18 protein-coding genes are annotated in these 17,471 nt (G+C 37.0%); 12 read left to right on the plus strand and 6 right to left on the minus strand.

The annotated features are described in order from the left end of the window. The first annotated feature begins 16 nt into the window (after positions 1-16). Positions 17-1,144: an NADH:flavin oxidoreductase/NADH oxidase gene (locus FHR28_RS17515; RefSeq protein WP_166783174.1), complete on the plus strand. Its 1,128-nt coding sequence runs from the start codon at positions 17-19 to the stop codon at positions 1,142-1,144. A gap of 110 nt (positions 1,145-1,254) precedes the next feature. Further along, on the plus strand, positions 1,255-2,178 hold the full coding sequence (locus FHR28_RS17520; protein ID WP_166783175.1) for an AEC family transporter: 924 nt from the start codon (positions 1,255-1,257) through the stop codon (positions 2,176-2,178). Positions 2,179-2,217: 39 nt separating this feature from the next. On the opposite strand, the gene FHR28_RS17525 is transcribed toward FHR28_RS17520, so the two are convergent. From FHR28_RS17525 to FHR28_RS17545, 5 genes are all read right to left on the minus strand, one after another. Beyond that, positions 2,218-3,030 carry a tetratricopeptide repeat protein gene (locus FHR28_RS17525; protein ID WP_166783176.1) on the minus strand — a complete coding sequence of 271 codons (813 nt, stop codon included), beginning with the start codon at positions 3,028-3,030 and terminating at the stop codon, positions 2,218-2,220. A 222-nt stretch (positions 3,031-3,252) separates the two neighbouring features. Further along, positions 3,253-3,960: a DsbC family protein gene (locus FHR28_RS17530; protein ID WP_004819173.1), complete on the minus strand. Its 708-nt coding sequence runs from the start codon at positions 3,958-3,960 to the stop codon at positions 3,253-3,255. A gap of 101 nt (positions 3,961-4,061) precedes the next feature. Beyond that, positions 4,062-5,801, minus strand: a complete 1,740-nt coding sequence (locus tag FHR28_RS17535) for a DKNYY domain-containing protein (protein WP_166783177.1) — start codon at positions 5,799-5,801, stop codon at positions 4,062-4,064. 110 nt (positions 5,802-5,911) lie between these two features. Beyond that, a complete protein-coding gene (locus FHR28_RS17540) occupies positions 5,912-6,232 on the minus strand; it encodes a low molecular weight protein tyrosine phosphatase family protein (RefSeq protein WP_166783178.1) in 321 nt (106 codons plus the stop codon). After that, positions 6,229-6,486 (minus strand): hypothetical protein, encoded by a 258-nt coding sequence (locus tag FHR28_RS17545; protein ID WP_166783179.1) that lies wholly within the window; start codon positions 6,484-6,486, stop codon positions 6,229-6,231. Before FHR28_RS17545 ends, FHR28_RS17540 begins: the two co-directional genes overlap by 4 nt. 175 nt (positions 6,487-6,661) lie before the next feature. On the opposite strand from FHR28_RS17545, the gene FHR28_RS17550 reads away from it, so the two are divergent. Both FHR28_RS17550 and FHR28_RS17555 read left to right on the plus strand, forming a co-directional pair. After that, entirely contained in the window at positions 6,662-6,907 is a 246-nt protein-coding gene (locus FHR28_RS17550; protein WP_004722984.1) for a hypothetical protein, read from the plus strand. Positions 6,908-7,270: 363 nt separating this feature from the next. Then, positions 7,271-8,455 (plus strand): PQQ-dependent sugar dehydrogenase, encoded by a 1,185-nt coding sequence (locus tag FHR28_RS17555; protein WP_166783180.1) that lies wholly within the window; start codon positions 7,271-7,273, stop codon positions 8,453-8,455. A gap of 250 nt (positions 8,456-8,705) precedes the next feature. On the opposite strand, the gene FHR28_RS17560 is transcribed toward FHR28_RS17555, so the two are convergent. Further along, positions 8,706-9,428 (minus strand): YgfZ/GcvT domain-containing protein, encoded by a 723-nt coding sequence (locus tag FHR28_RS17560; RefSeq protein WP_166783181.1) that lies wholly within the window; start codon positions 9,426-9,428, stop codon positions 8,706-8,708. A gap of 238 nt (positions 9,429-9,666) precedes the next feature. Here FHR28_RS17560 and acnD point away from each other — a divergent pair, with 238 nt between their 5' ends. From acnD to FHR28_RS17600, 8 genes are all read left to right on the plus strand, one after another. Then, complete coding sequence (gene acnD, locus FHR28_RS17565; RefSeq protein ID WP_166783182.1) at positions 9,667-12,273, plus strand: Fe/S-dependent 2-methylisocitrate dehydratase AcnD; 2,607 nt, start codon at positions 9,667-9,669, stop codon at positions 12,271-12,273. Positions 12,274-12,425: 152 nt separating this feature from the next. Then, positions 12,426-12,578: a hypothetical protein gene (locus tag FHR28_RS17570; protein ID WP_004722970.1), complete on the plus strand. Its 153-nt coding sequence runs from the start codon at positions 12,426-12,428 to the stop codon at positions 12,576-12,578. Positions 12,579-12,747: 169 nt separating this feature from the next. Beyond that, positions 12,748-12,882 carry a zinc ribbon-containing protein gene (locus tag FHR28_RS17575; RefSeq protein ID WP_004722968.1) on the plus strand — a complete coding sequence of 45 codons (135 nt, stop codon included), beginning with the start codon at positions 12,748-12,750 and terminating at the stop codon, positions 12,880-12,882. Between the two features lie 126 nt (positions 12,883-13,008). Then, positions 13,009-13,584, plus strand: coding sequence for a DUF4126 domain-containing protein (locus tag FHR28_RS17580; RefSeq protein ID WP_004722967.1), 576 nt, complete (start codon positions 13,009-13,011; stop codon positions 13,582-13,584). Positions 13,585-13,875: 291 nt separating this feature from the next. Continuing rightward, positions 13,876-14,079, plus strand: a complete 204-nt coding sequence (locus FHR28_RS17585) for a hypothetical protein (protein WP_004722965.1) — start codon at positions 13,876-13,878, stop codon at positions 14,077-14,079. A gap of 392 nt (positions 14,080-14,471) precedes the next feature. After that, positions 14,472-14,921, plus strand: coding sequence for a hypothetical protein (locus FHR28_RS17590; protein WP_004722963.1), 450 nt, complete (start codon positions 14,472-14,474; stop codon positions 14,919-14,921). 248 nt (positions 14,922-15,169) lie between these two features. Beyond that, positions 15,170-15,637 (plus strand): hypothetical protein, encoded by a 468-nt coding sequence (locus FHR28_RS17595; RefSeq protein WP_166783183.1) that lies wholly within the window; start codon positions 15,170-15,172, stop codon positions 15,635-15,637. Positions 15,638-16,330: 693 nt separating this feature from the next. Further along, positions 16,331-17,179 carry a GGDEF domain-containing protein gene (locus FHR28_RS17600; protein WP_105713275.1) on the plus strand — a complete coding sequence of 283 codons (849 nt, stop codon included), beginning with the start codon at positions 16,331-16,333 and terminating at the stop codon, positions 17,177-17,179. Positions 17,180-17,471 lie beyond the last annotated feature (292 nt).

A 17,471-nucleotide genomic window follows, 5' to 3' on the forward strand; every position in this document is an offset into this window, starting at 1 on the left:
ATTGGGAAAATAATTTATGTCTGCTCAACCAAAGTTATTTGAATCTATTCAATTTGGTTCACTCTCCCTCAGCAATAAAATTATTATTGCACCAATGTGTCAATACTCGGCAACAGATCAGGGTGAAGTGACCTATTGGCATGAACAGCAATGGGCAAGTTACGCTTTGTCAGGTGCGAGCTTATGTATTATTGAAGCAACAGCGGTTCAAGCCGAAGGGCGGATCAGTTATGCCGATGTGGGACTTTGGAATGATACCCAACGAGATCAAATCAAGGCTTTACTCAATAAGGTAAAAAGCATTGCTCCAACACCTTTTTCTATTCAGCTTGCGCATGCAGGTCGTAAAGCTTCGACTGAAAAGCCTTGGTTGGTGAAGCAGGGGAAAGGTCAGATTGCGCCCGATCATGCACACGGATGGCAAACTGTATCAGCCAGTGATATTGCTTTTAGTCCGAATGATATTGCTCCGCATGAATTAACCATTGATGAAATTAAAACAATTATTCAAGACTTTGCGCAAGCAGCGATTCGTGCAGTAGATGCTGGTTTTTCACTGATTGAAATTCATGCAGCGCATGGGTATTTACTGCATCAATTTATGTCGCCATTGTCTAATCACCGAACTGATGAATATGGTGGAAGTTTTGAAAATCGTATTCGTTTTACATTAGAAGTTTTTCAAGCCATTCGAGCAGTTGTGCCAACTGACTATCCTGTAGGTGTACGTATTTCTGCAACTGACTGGATGGATGCAGAAAATAGTTGGAATGTTGAATCAAGCATTGGCTTATCAAAAGCTTTAGCGCAACTTGGTGCTGCTTATATCCATGTATCCTCTGCGGGATTACATATTCAACAAGATATTAAAGTGGGTGCAAATTACCAAGTGCCTTTTGCAAATGCGATTAAAAAACAGGTGAATATTCCTGTCATTGCGGTGGGCTTAATTACCGAAGCTGAACAAGCTGAACAGATCCTTCAACAAGGCGAAGCAGATGCAATTGCATTGGCAAGAGCGATTTTATATGACCCACGCTGGCCTTGGCATGCTGCCGCAAAATTGGGTGCAAAAATCTCGATTGCACCACAATATTTACGTTGTCAGCCGCACGGAATCAAAGATTTGTTCTCAGCATATTGATGGCATAACAGTTTTGATTCACTCATTATTCTTTAAACGTATTTAAACTGAATAAAGATATATTCTAGGATATATCTTTATTTGTATGATCTGGAAAAGGAACGGCTTGAATGATTTTTTCGGTAATTTTTCCAGTATTTTTCCTGTTATTTTTGGGTTTTATATCTGTCAAAATCCAATTGATCTCTAAAGAGCAAATTACTGCAATTGGTGCTTTTGTAATCAAAATTGCATTACCTGCTTTATTACTTCATGCACTGGCTGCAAAAGATTTACATGAGATTTGGTATCCTGCTTATTTCTTTGTTTATGCAGGCGTCACTTTTAGTCTATTTATTTTGGCCTTTATTTTAGGGCAAAAGTTTTTTAACAATCATTTTACCCATGCTTCTGTGTTTTCACTTGGCGCATCAATGTCCAATACCGGGTTACTGGGCGCAGCAATTTTGACTTTGCTGATGGGGAGTGAAGCCATGATTTATATTTCACTGATTGTGATCATTGAAAGCGTATTTCTTGTGCCACTGATGTTAACCTTGGCAGAAATAGGGCGGCAAAGACAAGCCAATTTAGCCTCCATTTTAAAAACAACATTTCTGACTTTATTTAAAAATCCATTGTTCTTGTCAGTGATGATTGGCATGAGCTGTGCGATCTTCGAAATTCAAATTCCACATGTATTAGACCAAGTATTTGCCTTGTTAGGTCAGACTGCTTCACCTTTAGCGTTATTTATTATTGGTGGTGGGATGGTTGGAATTACGATTCAATCACTTAATCTGCAAACCATTTATTTGGTGGTTTCTAAAAATATCTGTATGCCGATATTGGTCTATTTAGGTTTGACTCATTTAACAGATTTGGATCAAAAGATGATTTATGCAGGTACCTTGATTGCGGCTTTGCCTATGCCTTCTATATTTGGAATTTTTGGGCAAGTCTATGGTTTAAATGAAAAAGCACTGACACCATTGATGATTAGTACGTTATTGAGTTTTATTGTGGTAAGTGTTTTGATTGGTATTTGGTGGTAAAAAAATACTCTCTTGCGAGAGTATTTTTTTAAGCGTTGCCTATTTTTTTGCTGGTGGTGCGGGAGCAGGTGTTTTGCCTTTTTCAGCAATCAGTTTGTTTACAACATCCAAAGACTCTTTTGCCTTAGGCACATTATTTTTAGCCAGTTCTGAGAAAATCTTTTGTGCTTCTGGCAGATTTTGATCAATGATATTACCATTGGTCAGCATATTTCCGACAGCCATTAATGCTGGGATATATCCTTTTTTAGCTAAATCTTGGATTGATTTTAAACCTTGATTAACTGCTGCTGCATTCTTCTTCTTTAAACCATCGGTGATGTCATACAACGCTTTCGCATGAATTGCAGGTGCAAAATCTTTTTTCACTAAAGGATCAAGTTTTTGTAAGCCAAGTTTGTCAGATGCGGGTGTGCCTTCAGCAAATAATAAAACCGCAAGTTCCACTGTAGCATCATCAAATCCTTGAGCAGAGGACTTTTCTAAGTATTCCCGAACTTTCTTTTCATCTTTTGCTAAGCCCAATTGACCTACCGCATAGCTTTGCGCCAAGACGTAACTTGCAACAGGGTAGCCTTTTGCTGAAGCATCTTGATAATATTTCAAAGCTTTCTTATCGTCTTTGGTTGTGCCTTGTCCCGTTTGGGTTAAATAGCCTAAGTTATATAGCGCTTGAGCATTACCTGCTTTTGCAAGACGTTCAAGTTCTTGATACGCCGCAGGGTAGTTTTTTGCTTGGATCAGCTCTTGTGCTTTGGCAAATGTAGGGTCAACATTACCTTTAGCTGTATCTGCTGCAAATGCAGAAATACATGAAAAGCTGAGCAGTGTAGCGAATAGAATTTTTTTCATTTTGACGATATACCTTGTTTTAATTTCAACATAATTCCATTTATGGTGTGAGAACATTGTTGAGGACGTTTTTATCATAATTTGAAAATTATAAATGTAAACATGCCTATTGTATAAGTTAGTGTATTTAAATTTTAATTTATTTATAAATAAGAAAGAATTAAGGATATTTTAACAACATTAAAGCCTAGAGAAATTTTTTATTCTCTAGGCTGTGGGCTGTTATTTTACTGCTTTGAGGAGTAATTCAATTTCGCCTGCTTCACGTGCGCCTGAAATACGGGTGCCATCTTGTAAGAAGAATGTTGGTGTACCATCGACTTCGAGTGATTTTGCTAAAGCAATATTTTTCTCAATTGGGTTCGTACATGACTTGTTTGAAGTCGGTTGTTTCTTATCAATCAAATAGTCTTCCCACGCTTGGTACTGGTTTTTAGAGCACCAAATTTGCTGTGAAATACTTTCAGCATTTGGATGTAAACGGGTGATTGGGTATAAAAATAAGTAAACTGTTAGGTTGTCGATATTTTTTAATTCTTTTTCAAGATGTTGGCAATATGGACAGTCAGGATCACTAAATACGTAGATTACACGTTCACCTTTACCTTTGACATGCTTAATGGCTTGTTTCAAAGGTAATGATTTTACATCAATACTTTTTAGCGCTTGCATACGTTCTTCGGTCAGGTTTTTTTGTTCTTTAAGATCAATTAAATTGCCGACAAAGAAATATTTTGCTTCTTCATTGGTATAAACAATACGCCCACCCATATAGACTTCATAAACATCTTTAATTGGTGAGTTTTGTACCGATTTCACCTGAATCTCAGGATATTTGGTTTTTAAGTTTTGCTGCAAAGTTTGAATATCTGCATGTGCAGAAGAAAAGGTAAAAAGACCTAAAGTTAGAAGAGATAACCAGATTTTCATGTTAAAGCTCAAAATAATAATGTGGATATTGTGCACTCAATAATGATCAAAAATATATTGAGATCATGTAATTGCCAATGCGATATTTAGTTGGTACCACGCTAACTTCGTATTGTATTCTGGATACCATGGCGTGTTAACTCATTTCTGAGTTGTTGGATATATTGATTTAATTCTACTTGTGAGTCACTCCGTAAACGTAATTGCGTACTAAAATTAAAGATTCTGCTACGTTTGCCATTGCGCTGTAAAATTTGAAAGTGCCCAAGATAACCTCCATTCGCTGTAGTCATACGGGTACTAAACTCAACGCATGTGATCTGATCTAAAGGGTAAGAGGTCATCATCAAGTTACTGACGATCAGTTTATGATTACGTATATAAAATGGGGAAAAATTTAAATTAAACCGTTTAAATATCCACATCAGCATACTAAAAAATGCTACGAAAATGATCGGAATAAACAAGCCCCAATATTTGTCTGAGCGGTTAGTTGTCTCTACTTCGAGCAATTCTGTGTGTTTGGCTTCAACCATCTTTTGCTCTTCAATCCATTGTCGAATATCGTCAGTGCGTGGTTGAGTTCTCAGTAAATTCTGAATCGTTTGTGGGTCACGAATATGATAAATCGTGGCCTTAACCAGTTGGCTATTTCCCAACTGATCAAAATAGTAAAATGCATTGCCATTTTTCCATACAGTGCCATAGTTGTAATTTACATCTCCAAGTTTTTGCCATGTGGAATGAAGTGGTTCAGCTAATTTTAGAATATGGGTGGATTTAGAAGAGGCTGATCCTTTATTGCTGCGATATTCACTGGCTTGTAGATAGAGTATTTGTGTGCCATCAGAAAAAATCAGCGGTGCGATTTCTTTAAACGCGTTGCCTAAAAACGGATTATCACCTGCGCGATGCATTTTTTTCTTATTCAGATCAAAATAGTAAATCCCCGTGTCGTTATAAAACAAAGCATGGTTAATGTGATCGCCATGTTCGCTTAAGAGATGATAGGGGGCGTATTTGGGATCAAAGGCAAATTCGTTGACATAGACCATACCATCGACAGGATTGAGTAAATAATATTGGTTATTTAAACCGTCTATTTCAATACTATAAAGTTTTCCATTGTCTTTTAAATCGAGCAAAGTGTTGTTGTAATAGACGTTTTTACCATCCACTCGATAGGCATAGTTACGTTCGCCTAAGACAAGTTTGAGTTGGTCTGGATTGGCTCCAGAAAGCAATTTCCCTTGAAAATAGGTGAATGTCCCATTACTTGCCGTATCATTTTCGGAATTAACACGATAAGGCCAGTTGCCTCGTTCAAGTTTAAAATAGGGGTAGAGATAGCTTTGTGGTTTTGAGCCTAGGGCAAAATTTTGTTGCATGATTTGCCAAACTTCTCGAAGCGCAGCTAAATCCTTATTTCGTTCGGTGGAGGGGGAGCAATACCAAGTGTCTTTTCCAGCAGTAAAATAACCATCCCCAATGGTCTTCACCTGTTGAGGTTGCACACCTTTTAGGATGATATTGCCACAATAGACATGGTGTTTATCTGCACCTAGTTGTCGGTATTGGTAATTATCATTGGGTAAATAAAAACTTTGAATATCTGCTTCTGGGATCAAATAATCACCATTGCTGGGTACAGCTGCATAGATTTGGTTGTTATATTTTTCAAATATCCCAAGTTTTTCTGTAGTCGCAGTAAAAGGAATCTCATCTGAATTTGAGTCAGAAAATCTAAATATAAAACTAAAACTGAATAGAAGCGCGCATATCACCAAGATAAGCGTGAAGGTTTTAAGGATAGAAAATATTTTTAGCGGATTCTGCATCATTTATTTTATTGTTAAATATTGATCGGGTTGAGTTATGGCAATTTAAGGTTGTTTTGTCATCATTTTGATTATGAATTGGTCATGCTGATTGATGGCAAGGTCTTTATCATTTAAGGCAAATAGGGTTGCATAGTCTCTGTTAAAATTTCGATTAACTCTTCATCCATATAGTGATAATCGTCTGGAATATCCAATACCATGACTTTTTTATGTTGTAACTGGTTGGGGAATTTCTCTTTGATATTTTGTTTATGTTTTTGCTCCATGACAAAAATCATATCTGCCCAGGCAATATCTTTGGCAGAAATACGATGTTTGGCGTGTTTACTTGTTCCAGCGGAACGTGTGGAAATGCCATAGCCCACTGCAAAGACACGCTCGGCAGTGGGGCTACGCCATTGGTTACGACTACAAATAAAAAGGGTATTCAATCAGCAGTCTTCCAAAAATCATATTGTGCTTGTTTTCGTCTTTTGGCAGAAGAAATACGTGGATATTCAATTCTTAATTGTTTCGAGCGAGATCTTTTTAACGATCTGTTCCAAAGCAGCTTCCAGTCTTTTTCTGGTTTCCAAAGGCTTGAAGTATGTCTGCAATCTCGACCACGGTGTAAATAATTTACCTTACGTCTCCAAGCGCGATTGCGGTTTAATTCATTTTCAAAATATTCTTGTGTAATGTCCATAGATAAAACTCATGAGTTGATCGGGTTCAGCAGCCGCGATAACACATGATTGGGCTATTTTATAAGTATTTTTCTGGGTAAACAAGCTGAATGATTTTGATAATGTTTATTTAGAGCCATTTTAAAGGCAATGAAAAGGGTATAATTCTGGCTAAATAGAATGTGTGAGTAGACGATGTTTATTAAAGGCATTAGACGTAATTATGACAAAGTCAGCCAAGATGACAGTATTGCTGATGAAGATAAGATAGATGCTTTGTTGATCAAACTGGGTGGTGAGTTTCTTGTCAGTAAGGATGACCGTGTTTATATTTTTGAAAAAGATGGTCAGACGGCCAAGTTTGATGCAAAACATGCACGGGCATTTCACTTTAAAGATTATTTGTGTAAAGACATGAATAAATTATTTCATGGGTTTTAATATCCATTGAAAATTAGTGAACTGTTCAATTGGGCTATAAAAATATTTTAAGCACTTGGATGAGCCCTCTCCCGATGTATTAATGGTGATTAGGGCTTTCTAAAGTAATAACTTTTGATGTTGTCATTGTTTATTTTCTTAGTTCTGTTTTTTTATGCGCTGCGTGCCGTAGAACTAGAGTCAATGCATTAATCCACTACAACAATACTTTCGGCGCTTGGCTAAAAACAATATAAAATAATGGTTTGTATTTGGATGGTCTTTGTATTTTTCTAGCAAAATTATTTGACTATATACTCGTGCTTCAAGTTATATAATATAAAAAAGAAGGCTGTTTTTGTTAAGATTAATCGAGACGTATCTATGATGAAAGTACTGTCAATCTTATTCATAAGTTTAGTTTGTTCAATGGGGATTTTAGCTCAACAGCCAAATCTTGTGCCTCATCAGGTTAACTTAAAAAATGGGAAGCGCTTTTCTTTAAATCTTCCAGCAAATTACGAAATTATTCCAGCGGCTGAGGGCTTAAAGCGAGTTCGTTTTTTTAGCAAAGCTCCCGATGGCAGAATGTTTGTAACAGATATGTACGATTTGACTGATAATAAAAAAGGCATCGTTTATATTTTGGATGAATGGAACCCTGAAACGGGAAAATTCGGCAAAATTATTCCTTATATGACGGGGCTGAAGAACCCTAATTCAGTCCAATTTTATACAGATTCTTCAGGACAAGATTGGTTGTATTTAGCGGAAACTAATCAACTGACCCGACGAAAATTTACCAAAGGTGAAATTAAACCAACCGATAAAGCCGAAGTTTTAGTGACTTTTCCTGACTATGGTTTAAGTTATAAATATGGTGGTTGGCATCTAACGCGAACAATTGCTGTGGGTGGGAACGGGAAAATTTATGTTTCAGTCGGCTCAAGTTGCAATGCTTGTACTGAGAAAGAAAAAGTTCGGGCAACAGTATTAGAAATGAATCCCGATGGTTCGCAACAAAAGATTTTTGCTACAGGTTTACGCAATGCAGTCGGTTTGAAATGGGTTGGTAATTTTTTATTTGCCACCAATCAAGGTGTGGATCATTTGGGTAAAAATAAGCCTGATGAAACTTTTTATGCACTCAAACGTGATGCAGATTATGGTTGGGCTTCATGTTATTCGTCGAATGGTAAAATTTTGGCAGATCCAAAATTTAAACGTCCGTTAGGTTGCAAAAATGTATTGCCTCCTTATGCCTATTTCCCTGCGCATTCATCTGCACTTGGCTTTGATTATTTTGATCATCCCGATACAGACGATACCATCAAAAATTCTTTTTTAGTTGCTTTACATGGTTCTACGGATGCCACAATTGGTCATGGTTATAAAATTGTGATTATGCGTAAAGGGCAAAAATTACAGACATTTATGGATGGTTTTTTAGTGGGCAAAAATGTCTATGGTCGCCCTTGTGATATTTATCGGGTAGATGAAAATTCATTTTATTTTTCCGATGATAAGAGTGGTGTGATTTATTATGTGAGGCAGAAAGAATCTTCCTAAACTTTGAACTTTTCTAAAATTTTAGGAGTTAGTAAAAAGAGCATGGCTGAGAATACAAAATTCAGGTGAAAGTAAAAATATAAATTGTCGATAAATCTTTGGAAGCAGTACTAGATTAGTAAAGTATTTATCTATGGAAGTGAATCTAAATAGTTATTATTATTGAAATTATTGTGATTGAATTAATCGTTTAATTCTCTAAATAAACCTACAAGGTTGTAGGTTTATTATTGTAGAAAATTTTGAGAAATTACTGCGGTCTCGCCACATCACCACTTAAGCTTTCAGGTAATGCTAAAACAGTCACGTTTAACTCTTCTAAAGCATCAGGACGGGCAACCACAAGCGCAATATAACCATTTTCAAATGCTGCACTGTTTACTACTTGAACACCTTTATTTAACTGTTCAGCTTGAGCAGGGGCAGGACCTGTACCTTGAATGACATGTAACCATGCTTTTGGTTTTGCCTTAAACCAGAGGCGTGCAATCACTTCCTGACCAAGGTAACAGCCTTTGTCATAATTGATTCCTTCACGTTGGTGTAAGCGTAATTCTTGTGGTTGAAATACATGTTCAATTGCTTGATTTATATAAGCCTGACCAGTTTGAATTGCAGCAATTTCCCATACTGAAATATCGGTTTCTGTAGCAGAAAAATCAGTCGTTGAACCATTCAATGTTGGAAAAACTTGTCCAGTTTCTTCAAGCTTCATTTTAGAAAAAGCGCCGTATTTTTTAATATGTTTAGCAAATTCTTCGGCTTGATCTTGAGTCGTAACAATCTCTAAATGTTCAGGATTAATTTTTTTAAGCCATAAGCCAAAATGGATACGGCCTTTAAGATCACAAATCGCAGTGTATTGGGTGATATTTTCAGCCAAAGCTTCAACGTTTACAGTCACTTGACCTTGTAGAAATTTGATTGCATCAACACCAATCAAGGTAAATGAAGAGAAAGCTAGATCGCTCATGAATTGCTCGCTTATCTTAAATCTAATACTAAAGAATTAATCTTATTTTCCGCTATTTTTCAAAAAAAAGCAGATTTAGTGCAAATATTTTAATGAAGTTGTTACTAAATATTTCCAAAACCCCCGTTTTTATATCTAAGTTTATGAAATATAAACGATTTGGGAAATGGGTTTTCGACAGTGTACTATGCCAATCATTAGACACGCAGTACAAAATGATGCAAGAGGCACAAAACTAATGAATAACAACTATCGTAAACCACTGCAAGGTACCCAGCTCGAATACTTCGATGTGCGTCAAGCCGTAGAAGATATCCAGCAAGGCGCATATGCAAAACTTCCATACACTTCAAAAGTATTGGCCGAACAGCTGGTACGCCGTTGTGATCCAGCTATTCTCGAACAGTCTTTAAAAGAACTGATTAATCGTAAACAAGACCATGATTTTCCTTGGTATCCAGCACGTGTGGTATGTCATGACATCCTTGGGCAGACAGCATTAGTCGACCTTGCAGGTTTACGTGATGCGATTGCAGACCAAGGCGGTGACCCTGCTAAAGTTAATCCTGTTGTACCAACGCAGTTGATCGTTGACCACTCTCTAGCAGTGGAATACGGTGGCTTTGACCCAGATGCATTTGAAAAAAACCGTGCTGTAGAAGACCGTCGTAATGAAGATCGTTTTCACTTTATTGAATGGACCAAAACAGCATTTGAAAATGTCGATGTGATCCCAGCAGGCAACGGCATCATGCACCAAATTAACTTGGAGAAAATGTCTCCAGTGATTCAAAACCGTGAAGGTATCGCATTTCCAGATACTTGTGTCGGTACAGATTCACATACACCACATACAGATGCGCTAGGTGTAATTTCTATTGGTGTTGGTGGTTTGGAAGCTGAAAATGTCATGCTGGGTCGTGCATCTTGGATGCGCCTTCCAGACATTATCGGTGTGGAATTGTTGGGACAGCGCAAAGCTGGCATCACTGCCACAGATATCGTTTTAGCGCTGACAGAATTCTTGCGTAAAGAACGTGTAGTGGGTGCATATTTAGAATTCTTTGGTGAAGGCGCGGACAGTATGTCTGTAGGAGATCGTGCAACGATTTCCAATATGACTCCAGAATATGGCGCAACTGCGGCAATGTTCTATATCGACCAGAACACCATTGATTATTTAACCTTGACTGGTCGTGAATCTGACCAAATCAAATTGGTAGAAAGTTATGCCAAAGAAATTGGTCTTTGGGCATCGGATATGCAACAAGCAGAATACCCTCGGGTACTTCGTTTCGATCTTTCAACCGTAACACGTAATATTGCAGGTCCATCAAACCCACATGCACGTGTATCAACAGCAGATTTAAAAGAGAAAGGCATTGCAGGCGTAGTTGAAAACCGTACTGATGGTTTAATGCCTGATGGTGCAATCATTATTGCCGCGATTACCTCTTGTACCAATACCTCTAACCCTCGTAATACAGTTGCCGCGGGTTTGTTGGCACGTAAAGCAAATGAATTGGGCTTAGTACGTAAACCTTGGGTGAAATCATCATTTGCACCAGGTTCTAAAGCTGCTGCACTTTACCTTGAAGAAGCTGGCGTACTGGAAGATTTAGAAAAGCTTGGTTTTGGTATCGTGGCTTATGCATGTACGACCTGTAACGGTATGTCTGGTGCTTTAGATCCAAAGATTCAGCAAGAAATTATTGACCGTGATTTGTATGCCACTGCGGTACTTTCAGGTAACCGTAACTTTGATGGTCGTATCCATCCTTATGCAAAACAAGCATTTTTGGCTTCACCGCCATTGGTGGTGGCTTATGCAATTGCGGGCACAATTCGTTTTGATATTGAAACGGATTCATTGGGCAATGACAAAGACGGTAATCCAGTTTACCTAAAAGATGTTTGGCCATCGGATGCTGAAATTGATGCATTGGTTAAACAATCTGTAAAACCTGAACAGTTCCGTAAAGTGTATATCCCGATGTTTGATTTGGGTGTGACAGAAAAATCAGAAAGCCCGTTATATGATTGGCGTCCGCAAAGTACTTATATTCGCCGTCCGCCGTATTGGGAAGGGGCTTTGGCTGCACCACGTACATTGTCAAATATGCGCCCACTTGCGATCTTACCTGACAACATTACCACGGATCATTTATCACCATCGAATGCAATTATGATGGATTCGGCAGCAGGCGAATATCTGCATAAAATGGGTGTTCCTGAAGAAGACTTTAACTCGTATGCAACGCATCGTGGTGACCATTTGACCGCGCAACGTGCAACTTTTGCAAATCCAAAACTGTTTAATGAAATGGTGGTTCGTTCAGACGGCACCATCAAACAAGGTTCTAAAGCGCGTGTTGAGCCAGAAGGCGAAGTGATGCGTATGTGGGAAGCGATTGAGATTTATATGAATCGTAAGCAGCCACTGATCATCATCGCTGGTAAGGACTATGGTCAAGGCTCTAGCCGTGACTGGGCTGCGAAAGGTGTTCGCCTTGCTGGGGTTGAAGCGATTGTGGCTGAGGGCTTTGAACGTATCCACCGTACTAACCTTGTCGGTATGGGGGTGTTACCACTTGAGTTTAAAGCAGGTACTGACCGTAAAACCTTAAAGCTTGATGGTACTGAGCTGTATAGTGTGATTGGTAATATTGCGCCACGTACAGACTTAACTTTGGTGATTGAGCGTGCCACGGTTGATGGTAAGAATGAAGTGATTGAAGTTCCTGTAACTTGTCGTTTGGATACTGAAGAAGAAGTGCATGTGTATGAAGCGGGTGGGGTATTACAACGCTTTGCACAGGATTTCTTGGAAGGGCAAGTGGCTTGATGAGTTCCGTTCTTTAAATCCTCCCCCAACCCTCCTTTGAAAAAGGAGGGGGTTCTGCTCTTTTAAAAAGAAGATTAATTGAGGATTAAAAGTAATTGATAGTGTTGTAAAAAAGCCCTACTGTTAAGTGGGGTTTTTATTTGGGGAATAAAATGTCTTTATTACGAAAAACTCAAAGTGATACGGTAAATTCTGATGAATCAATCACAGCTGAGCGCCTTTTAAATGTATTGTCACAGATGCCTGATGATTTTTATGAGGAAGAAAGAACAGATGAGCCATCTCAAGAAAGAGAAGAGCTTTAAATGGTTTACGATACTTAATGATTAAGCAGTAGCTCTCAAAACAATAAATTTCTCTCTTGAAATCATTTCTTGCAAAAATGACACCATCATTTTTGGAAATAGACAGTAGACATACATCAAAATATGGTTATACTTTATTCACCATTTCTAAAACCTATGGAGAACAAAAATGGTTACTGCTGGCGAAAAACCCGGAACAGGCTTCTATTTTTGTGTCCAATGCGGACATCGCACTTACTTAGAAATTGGTACAGATCGCTTACCCCAGTGTACCAAATGCCTTGGCAATCAATTTAAAAAATAAGATTGCTAAGCCGCACAGATAAAACAGATACTCCCTGTTTTAAGCAAAAGCCCTATCCAGTGATAGGGCTTTTTGTTAATTTAATAATAGTTGAAAAGATAACGAGAAAAAGGCAGATAAATCATTATGGAAACAATCCTGAGTCTATGTATTGGCATTGGTTTAAGTGCCGCCTGCGGTTTTCGTGTATTTGTACCGTTATTGGTGATGAGTGTTGCATCACTGATGGGCTGGTTTGAGCCAATGAAAGGTTTTGAGTGGTTAGCGATACCATCGGTATGTATTGGCTTAGCTGTCGCAACCATTTGTGAAATTGGTGCGTACTATATTCCTTGGGTCGACAATGCTTTAGATACTATTGCCACGCCAGCAGCGATGGTGGCTGGAACATTGACCACCATGGCGGTCAGTACAGGTGAAATGTCACAGTTTGCAAGCTGGGCGGCTGCGATTATCGTTGGTGGTGGTACAGCAACAGCCGTACAAATGGGCACGGTTGCGGTTCGTGGTGTATCTACTGCAACGACAGGCGGAATAGCCAATCCTTTGGTGTCTACAGGTGAGTGGATTGGGGCAATCGTGGTATCGGTATTATCACTTATCGTTCCTGTATTGGTGGTGATTGTTGGTATTATTTTGATGGCGCTAGCGGTTCGCTGGTTAAGAAAGAAAAAACAAGAAAGCGTTGTTCATCCATTGTAGTTAGTGTGTTTTAGCATTTGTGAATCAACTGTTTATCAAGATTCGAAGAGGATGATGACTCAATTCAATTGGGTTGAGTCATTAAATTGGATTAAGTGTTCGCTGTTTTTGACATAGAAAGTTGATTCACTCTAAATCGAATACAAAGACAAATTTCCCCAAACAATAAATCAATAAAAGAGAGATTGATTTTTGCACCATAAAGGCATACTTTTATTATGGGATTAATGAAAACATCATCTTTATGGATTTAATCTCAAAGTCTTTTTAAGAGTACTGGGGGAAACTTTTATGATGGACAAGTTTATTATCAATATAAATGCGCAAGCCAATGGTGTATATGAGGTACACAATGCAAGCAAAGCTTGTGAGCATTTACCTAAGGCGGAAAATCAAAATCTACTGGGATTTTTTGCGACAAGTGAGCTGGCAATTAAACGAGCAAAGATGAATTGGCCTCGTGAAAAAATTAAGGGATGTGTTTGCTGTTGTTAAGAAGCTCATAGCCTTTAACCATCACCAAGGTTACCTGCCGTTCCATCTTTATGTGGTGGAACTGCATAATATTAAAAGGGATAGAGCGTATACCTATTCAATTGAAATGTATATTTTAAACGTCAATTGTTTGAAGTCACGATGAAAGCTTATGCTGACTCATCTTTTTAAAAATACCTTGGGGATTAAAAGTATGCTGATACTTTTTACTGTTTGATATAAAAATAGAAAAATTAATAAAAACTTCATCAATAAATAATCTAATTTTTGTGATGTGTATTTGATAAAAAGTAATAAATTTTAATGATTTAACATAAATATTTGTTTTAAAAAAAAGATATAAATGCTATTAATAGCTCATAATATAAACATCACATGGATAGGTGAGAACAATGAGAAAGTTCGAGGTCGAGATCAATTTGCCTGCGCAAGATATCGTGTCATTTGAGGCAGAGGACATTGAGCAAATTCGTGCAAAATTTTATGCGATCAATTGGCGTCGTTTATTCCTGATACAGGGACAAGTTGAAAATTCTGATATTTCCTTTGCTGTACAGGACACGGAGACAGAACTTTATTTACATATTCAGTTAAATACACACTCGAGTAAAGCAGACCCTGTTTTTCAGATCGATAGCAATATCCAACTGGTTGTTGAAAGTAAAGAATTTCTGGGGCTTTTAACGCGTAAAAAGAAATATGATGTGGTGTATAAAAACTTAAACCAATCGCAAGTTTCAGAACAGCTCAGCTTATTCCTAAATGGTCAAATCGAAGAGATGACAGAACAATATCGCCAATTAATGCATAAAAAAATGCTGCAAGAGCATCGTTTGGCATAACGACTAGAGGTCGCATCTTCTATAAAAAATAAGGAAGCGTGAGCTTCCTTATTGATCTGTAAAAAAAGTAATAAACGGGCTTGATTATTTGACCAATGGATAAAATACACTTAGTACATATAAAAGTTAAATATAGTGAGCGATTATGCAATTTACACTTTAAAATCAATGACTAATTTATAAAAATTTGGTTTAAATTGCTATTAATTTCAATGAGTATTGTTACACTACAAATAGATTTTAAAGGTATGCGTTATAAAATAATGAACAATTTTGAAATTCAAATTCAGTATCCTAATCACACAGATGAGCGTGAGATGGAGTATGAGAGCGATTTAGATATTGCTGAGATATTGGCGAAATTTGAAAGTATCAGTTGGCGCCGTCAACGTGTTTTACAATTACAACTGGATGGTCGAAATACTATTTTTACAGTGTTGAACCCAGCGTCAGAAGCATTTTTAAAAATTACATTAAATGCTTATGCGAAAAGTGAAGATTTTGAATTTAAGATAGAAAGCAATATCAAATTGATTTTCCCACAACGCGAATTATTTGGCTTGATGACGCGGAAAAATAAAGAAGTATTTGCAATCAAACACAGTACGCTTGAACAGGTAAAAGCGAGTTTAACCGCATTTTTAAATCAGGATACCAAAGGCTTAGAAGATATCTTGCGTGACAGTAAAGCAACTTCACTAAAAGATGCGTCTTAACTCAGCAGATTAAAGCGTGTGCCAATTGAAATAGAGTGACTAAAATGCAAATTTATAAATTAAATTTGCATTTTTTTTAGAATTCATGCAATAAAAAATCATTAAATATACTTTCTTGGAAAATTTTCTTTATTAAGTGACTTTCGAAGGAAAATTTTCCTAAAAAATAAAAAAATTAATCTATCTTAGGAAAATAATCCCGAGCCGATTTCGTTAATATTTATCTCAAGGATGTAAGGGATCGAAAAGAGTAGATTGCTACCAGTTACGTACAACGTGAGTGTAGTACTTACCCACAAGGTCTCGATTCGGCTTAGGACGCTATAAATCAAAAGTTTATAGGCAATAGGATTAAAACTTACAAAGTTTTAATAGTTGAAGTAAACCAGAGTTGTTTTCCCGCTCATCCTGAAAAATTTGATAAAAATTATACTGTACAATTCCTTTTATTTGATCTAATTAACCTAGCTACAAAGTAATTAAGAAATTATCTATAAGAAGCTAAAAATCATCATACTCAAAACTTTACTTTATTGAATATTTTAACTATAAGTGACTAATGAAGTCTGAATTTTATTATTAAAATTAATTAAAACATAGCTTTAGTTCGGTTTCGTGGTGTTGTTGTTTTTGGTTTTTTATATTCAAGCTGTTTCAAAAACTTACTGCTATTGGTCAAGGAATGATGTCTAAATGATTAAACAATTGGAGACCTATCTGTTGATGAGTTCGATGGTTGTACGTCGTATTAGTTTGCTTTTTATCATCATCATTTTAGGTGCAATTGATCTGGCGACTGGCTATGAATACTCATTTGCAGTGTTTTATCTGATTCCTGTTTCTATCGCTGCATGGTATGACAACAAGCATATCGCGATGATTGCGGTTATTTTATCGGGGATTACTTGGTTATATGCTGACTATAGTGCAGGGCACCAGTATACAAATTCGATTATCCCTTTCTGGAATGCTTGTGTAAGGCTTGGCTTCTTTAGTGTTGTGGCTTTTTTATTGTTGAGAATAAAAAATAATTTAAATGAAATGACCTTAATGGCAATGAAAGATTCTCTGACATCGCTGAATAATACTCGTGCCTTTAATTTAGAGTATCAGGCTCTAAAAAAGCGTTATTGCAAAAAAGAACATACCTTAGCTGTCGCTATTATAGATTTAGATGGCTTTAAAGCGGTAAATGATACCTATGGACATAGCAAAGGTGATGATGTTTTAGTCGAGTTCGCTCATGTATTGCAAGCTGCGACACGCCATTCTGATGTGGTTGCTCGTATGGGCGGTGATGAATTTGTAGTGATCTTACAAGATACTGATTTAAAAGGAATCGAGGACTACGCAAAACGACTTAGAAATAGTTTTTTATTTAGTGGCTTAAAGCAAAAATTCGGTATCGATTTTAGTATGGGGATTGGTATTTACAATGAATTACCTGACGATGTTGATGATGCAACGCATCAGGCAGATCTATTGATGTATCAGTCTAAAGCACAAGGGAAGTCACAAACAACAATTCATGCAATCTTATAAACAGTAGCCTTACAAACAGTAATAAGGCTAAAGATTTTATTCCTTTATGCTATCAAGTGGATTCGGTTTTATTTCTCCATTGCTTAAATAAAGGCTTTAAATATAGTTAACCTGTCAAAAAACGCATACACAAGAATATAATTTTTATTAATTAATATTTTTAATTAAATCAATTATATGTAAAAAAATCAATTGTTTAATTATAAAAAAGCTTGCAATGCCACACCTTAAATTCAACGTTTAAATCCCTTTGCGTAGGCGATGCCTCACTTTTCAGAGATGAAAAGTGACA

It is taken from the genome of Acinetobacter sp. BIGb0196, assembly GCF_011759595.1.
Taxonomy (GTDB): Bacteria; Pseudomonadota; Gammaproteobacteria; order Pseudomonadales; family Moraxellaceae; genus Acinetobacter; species Acinetobacter guillouiae.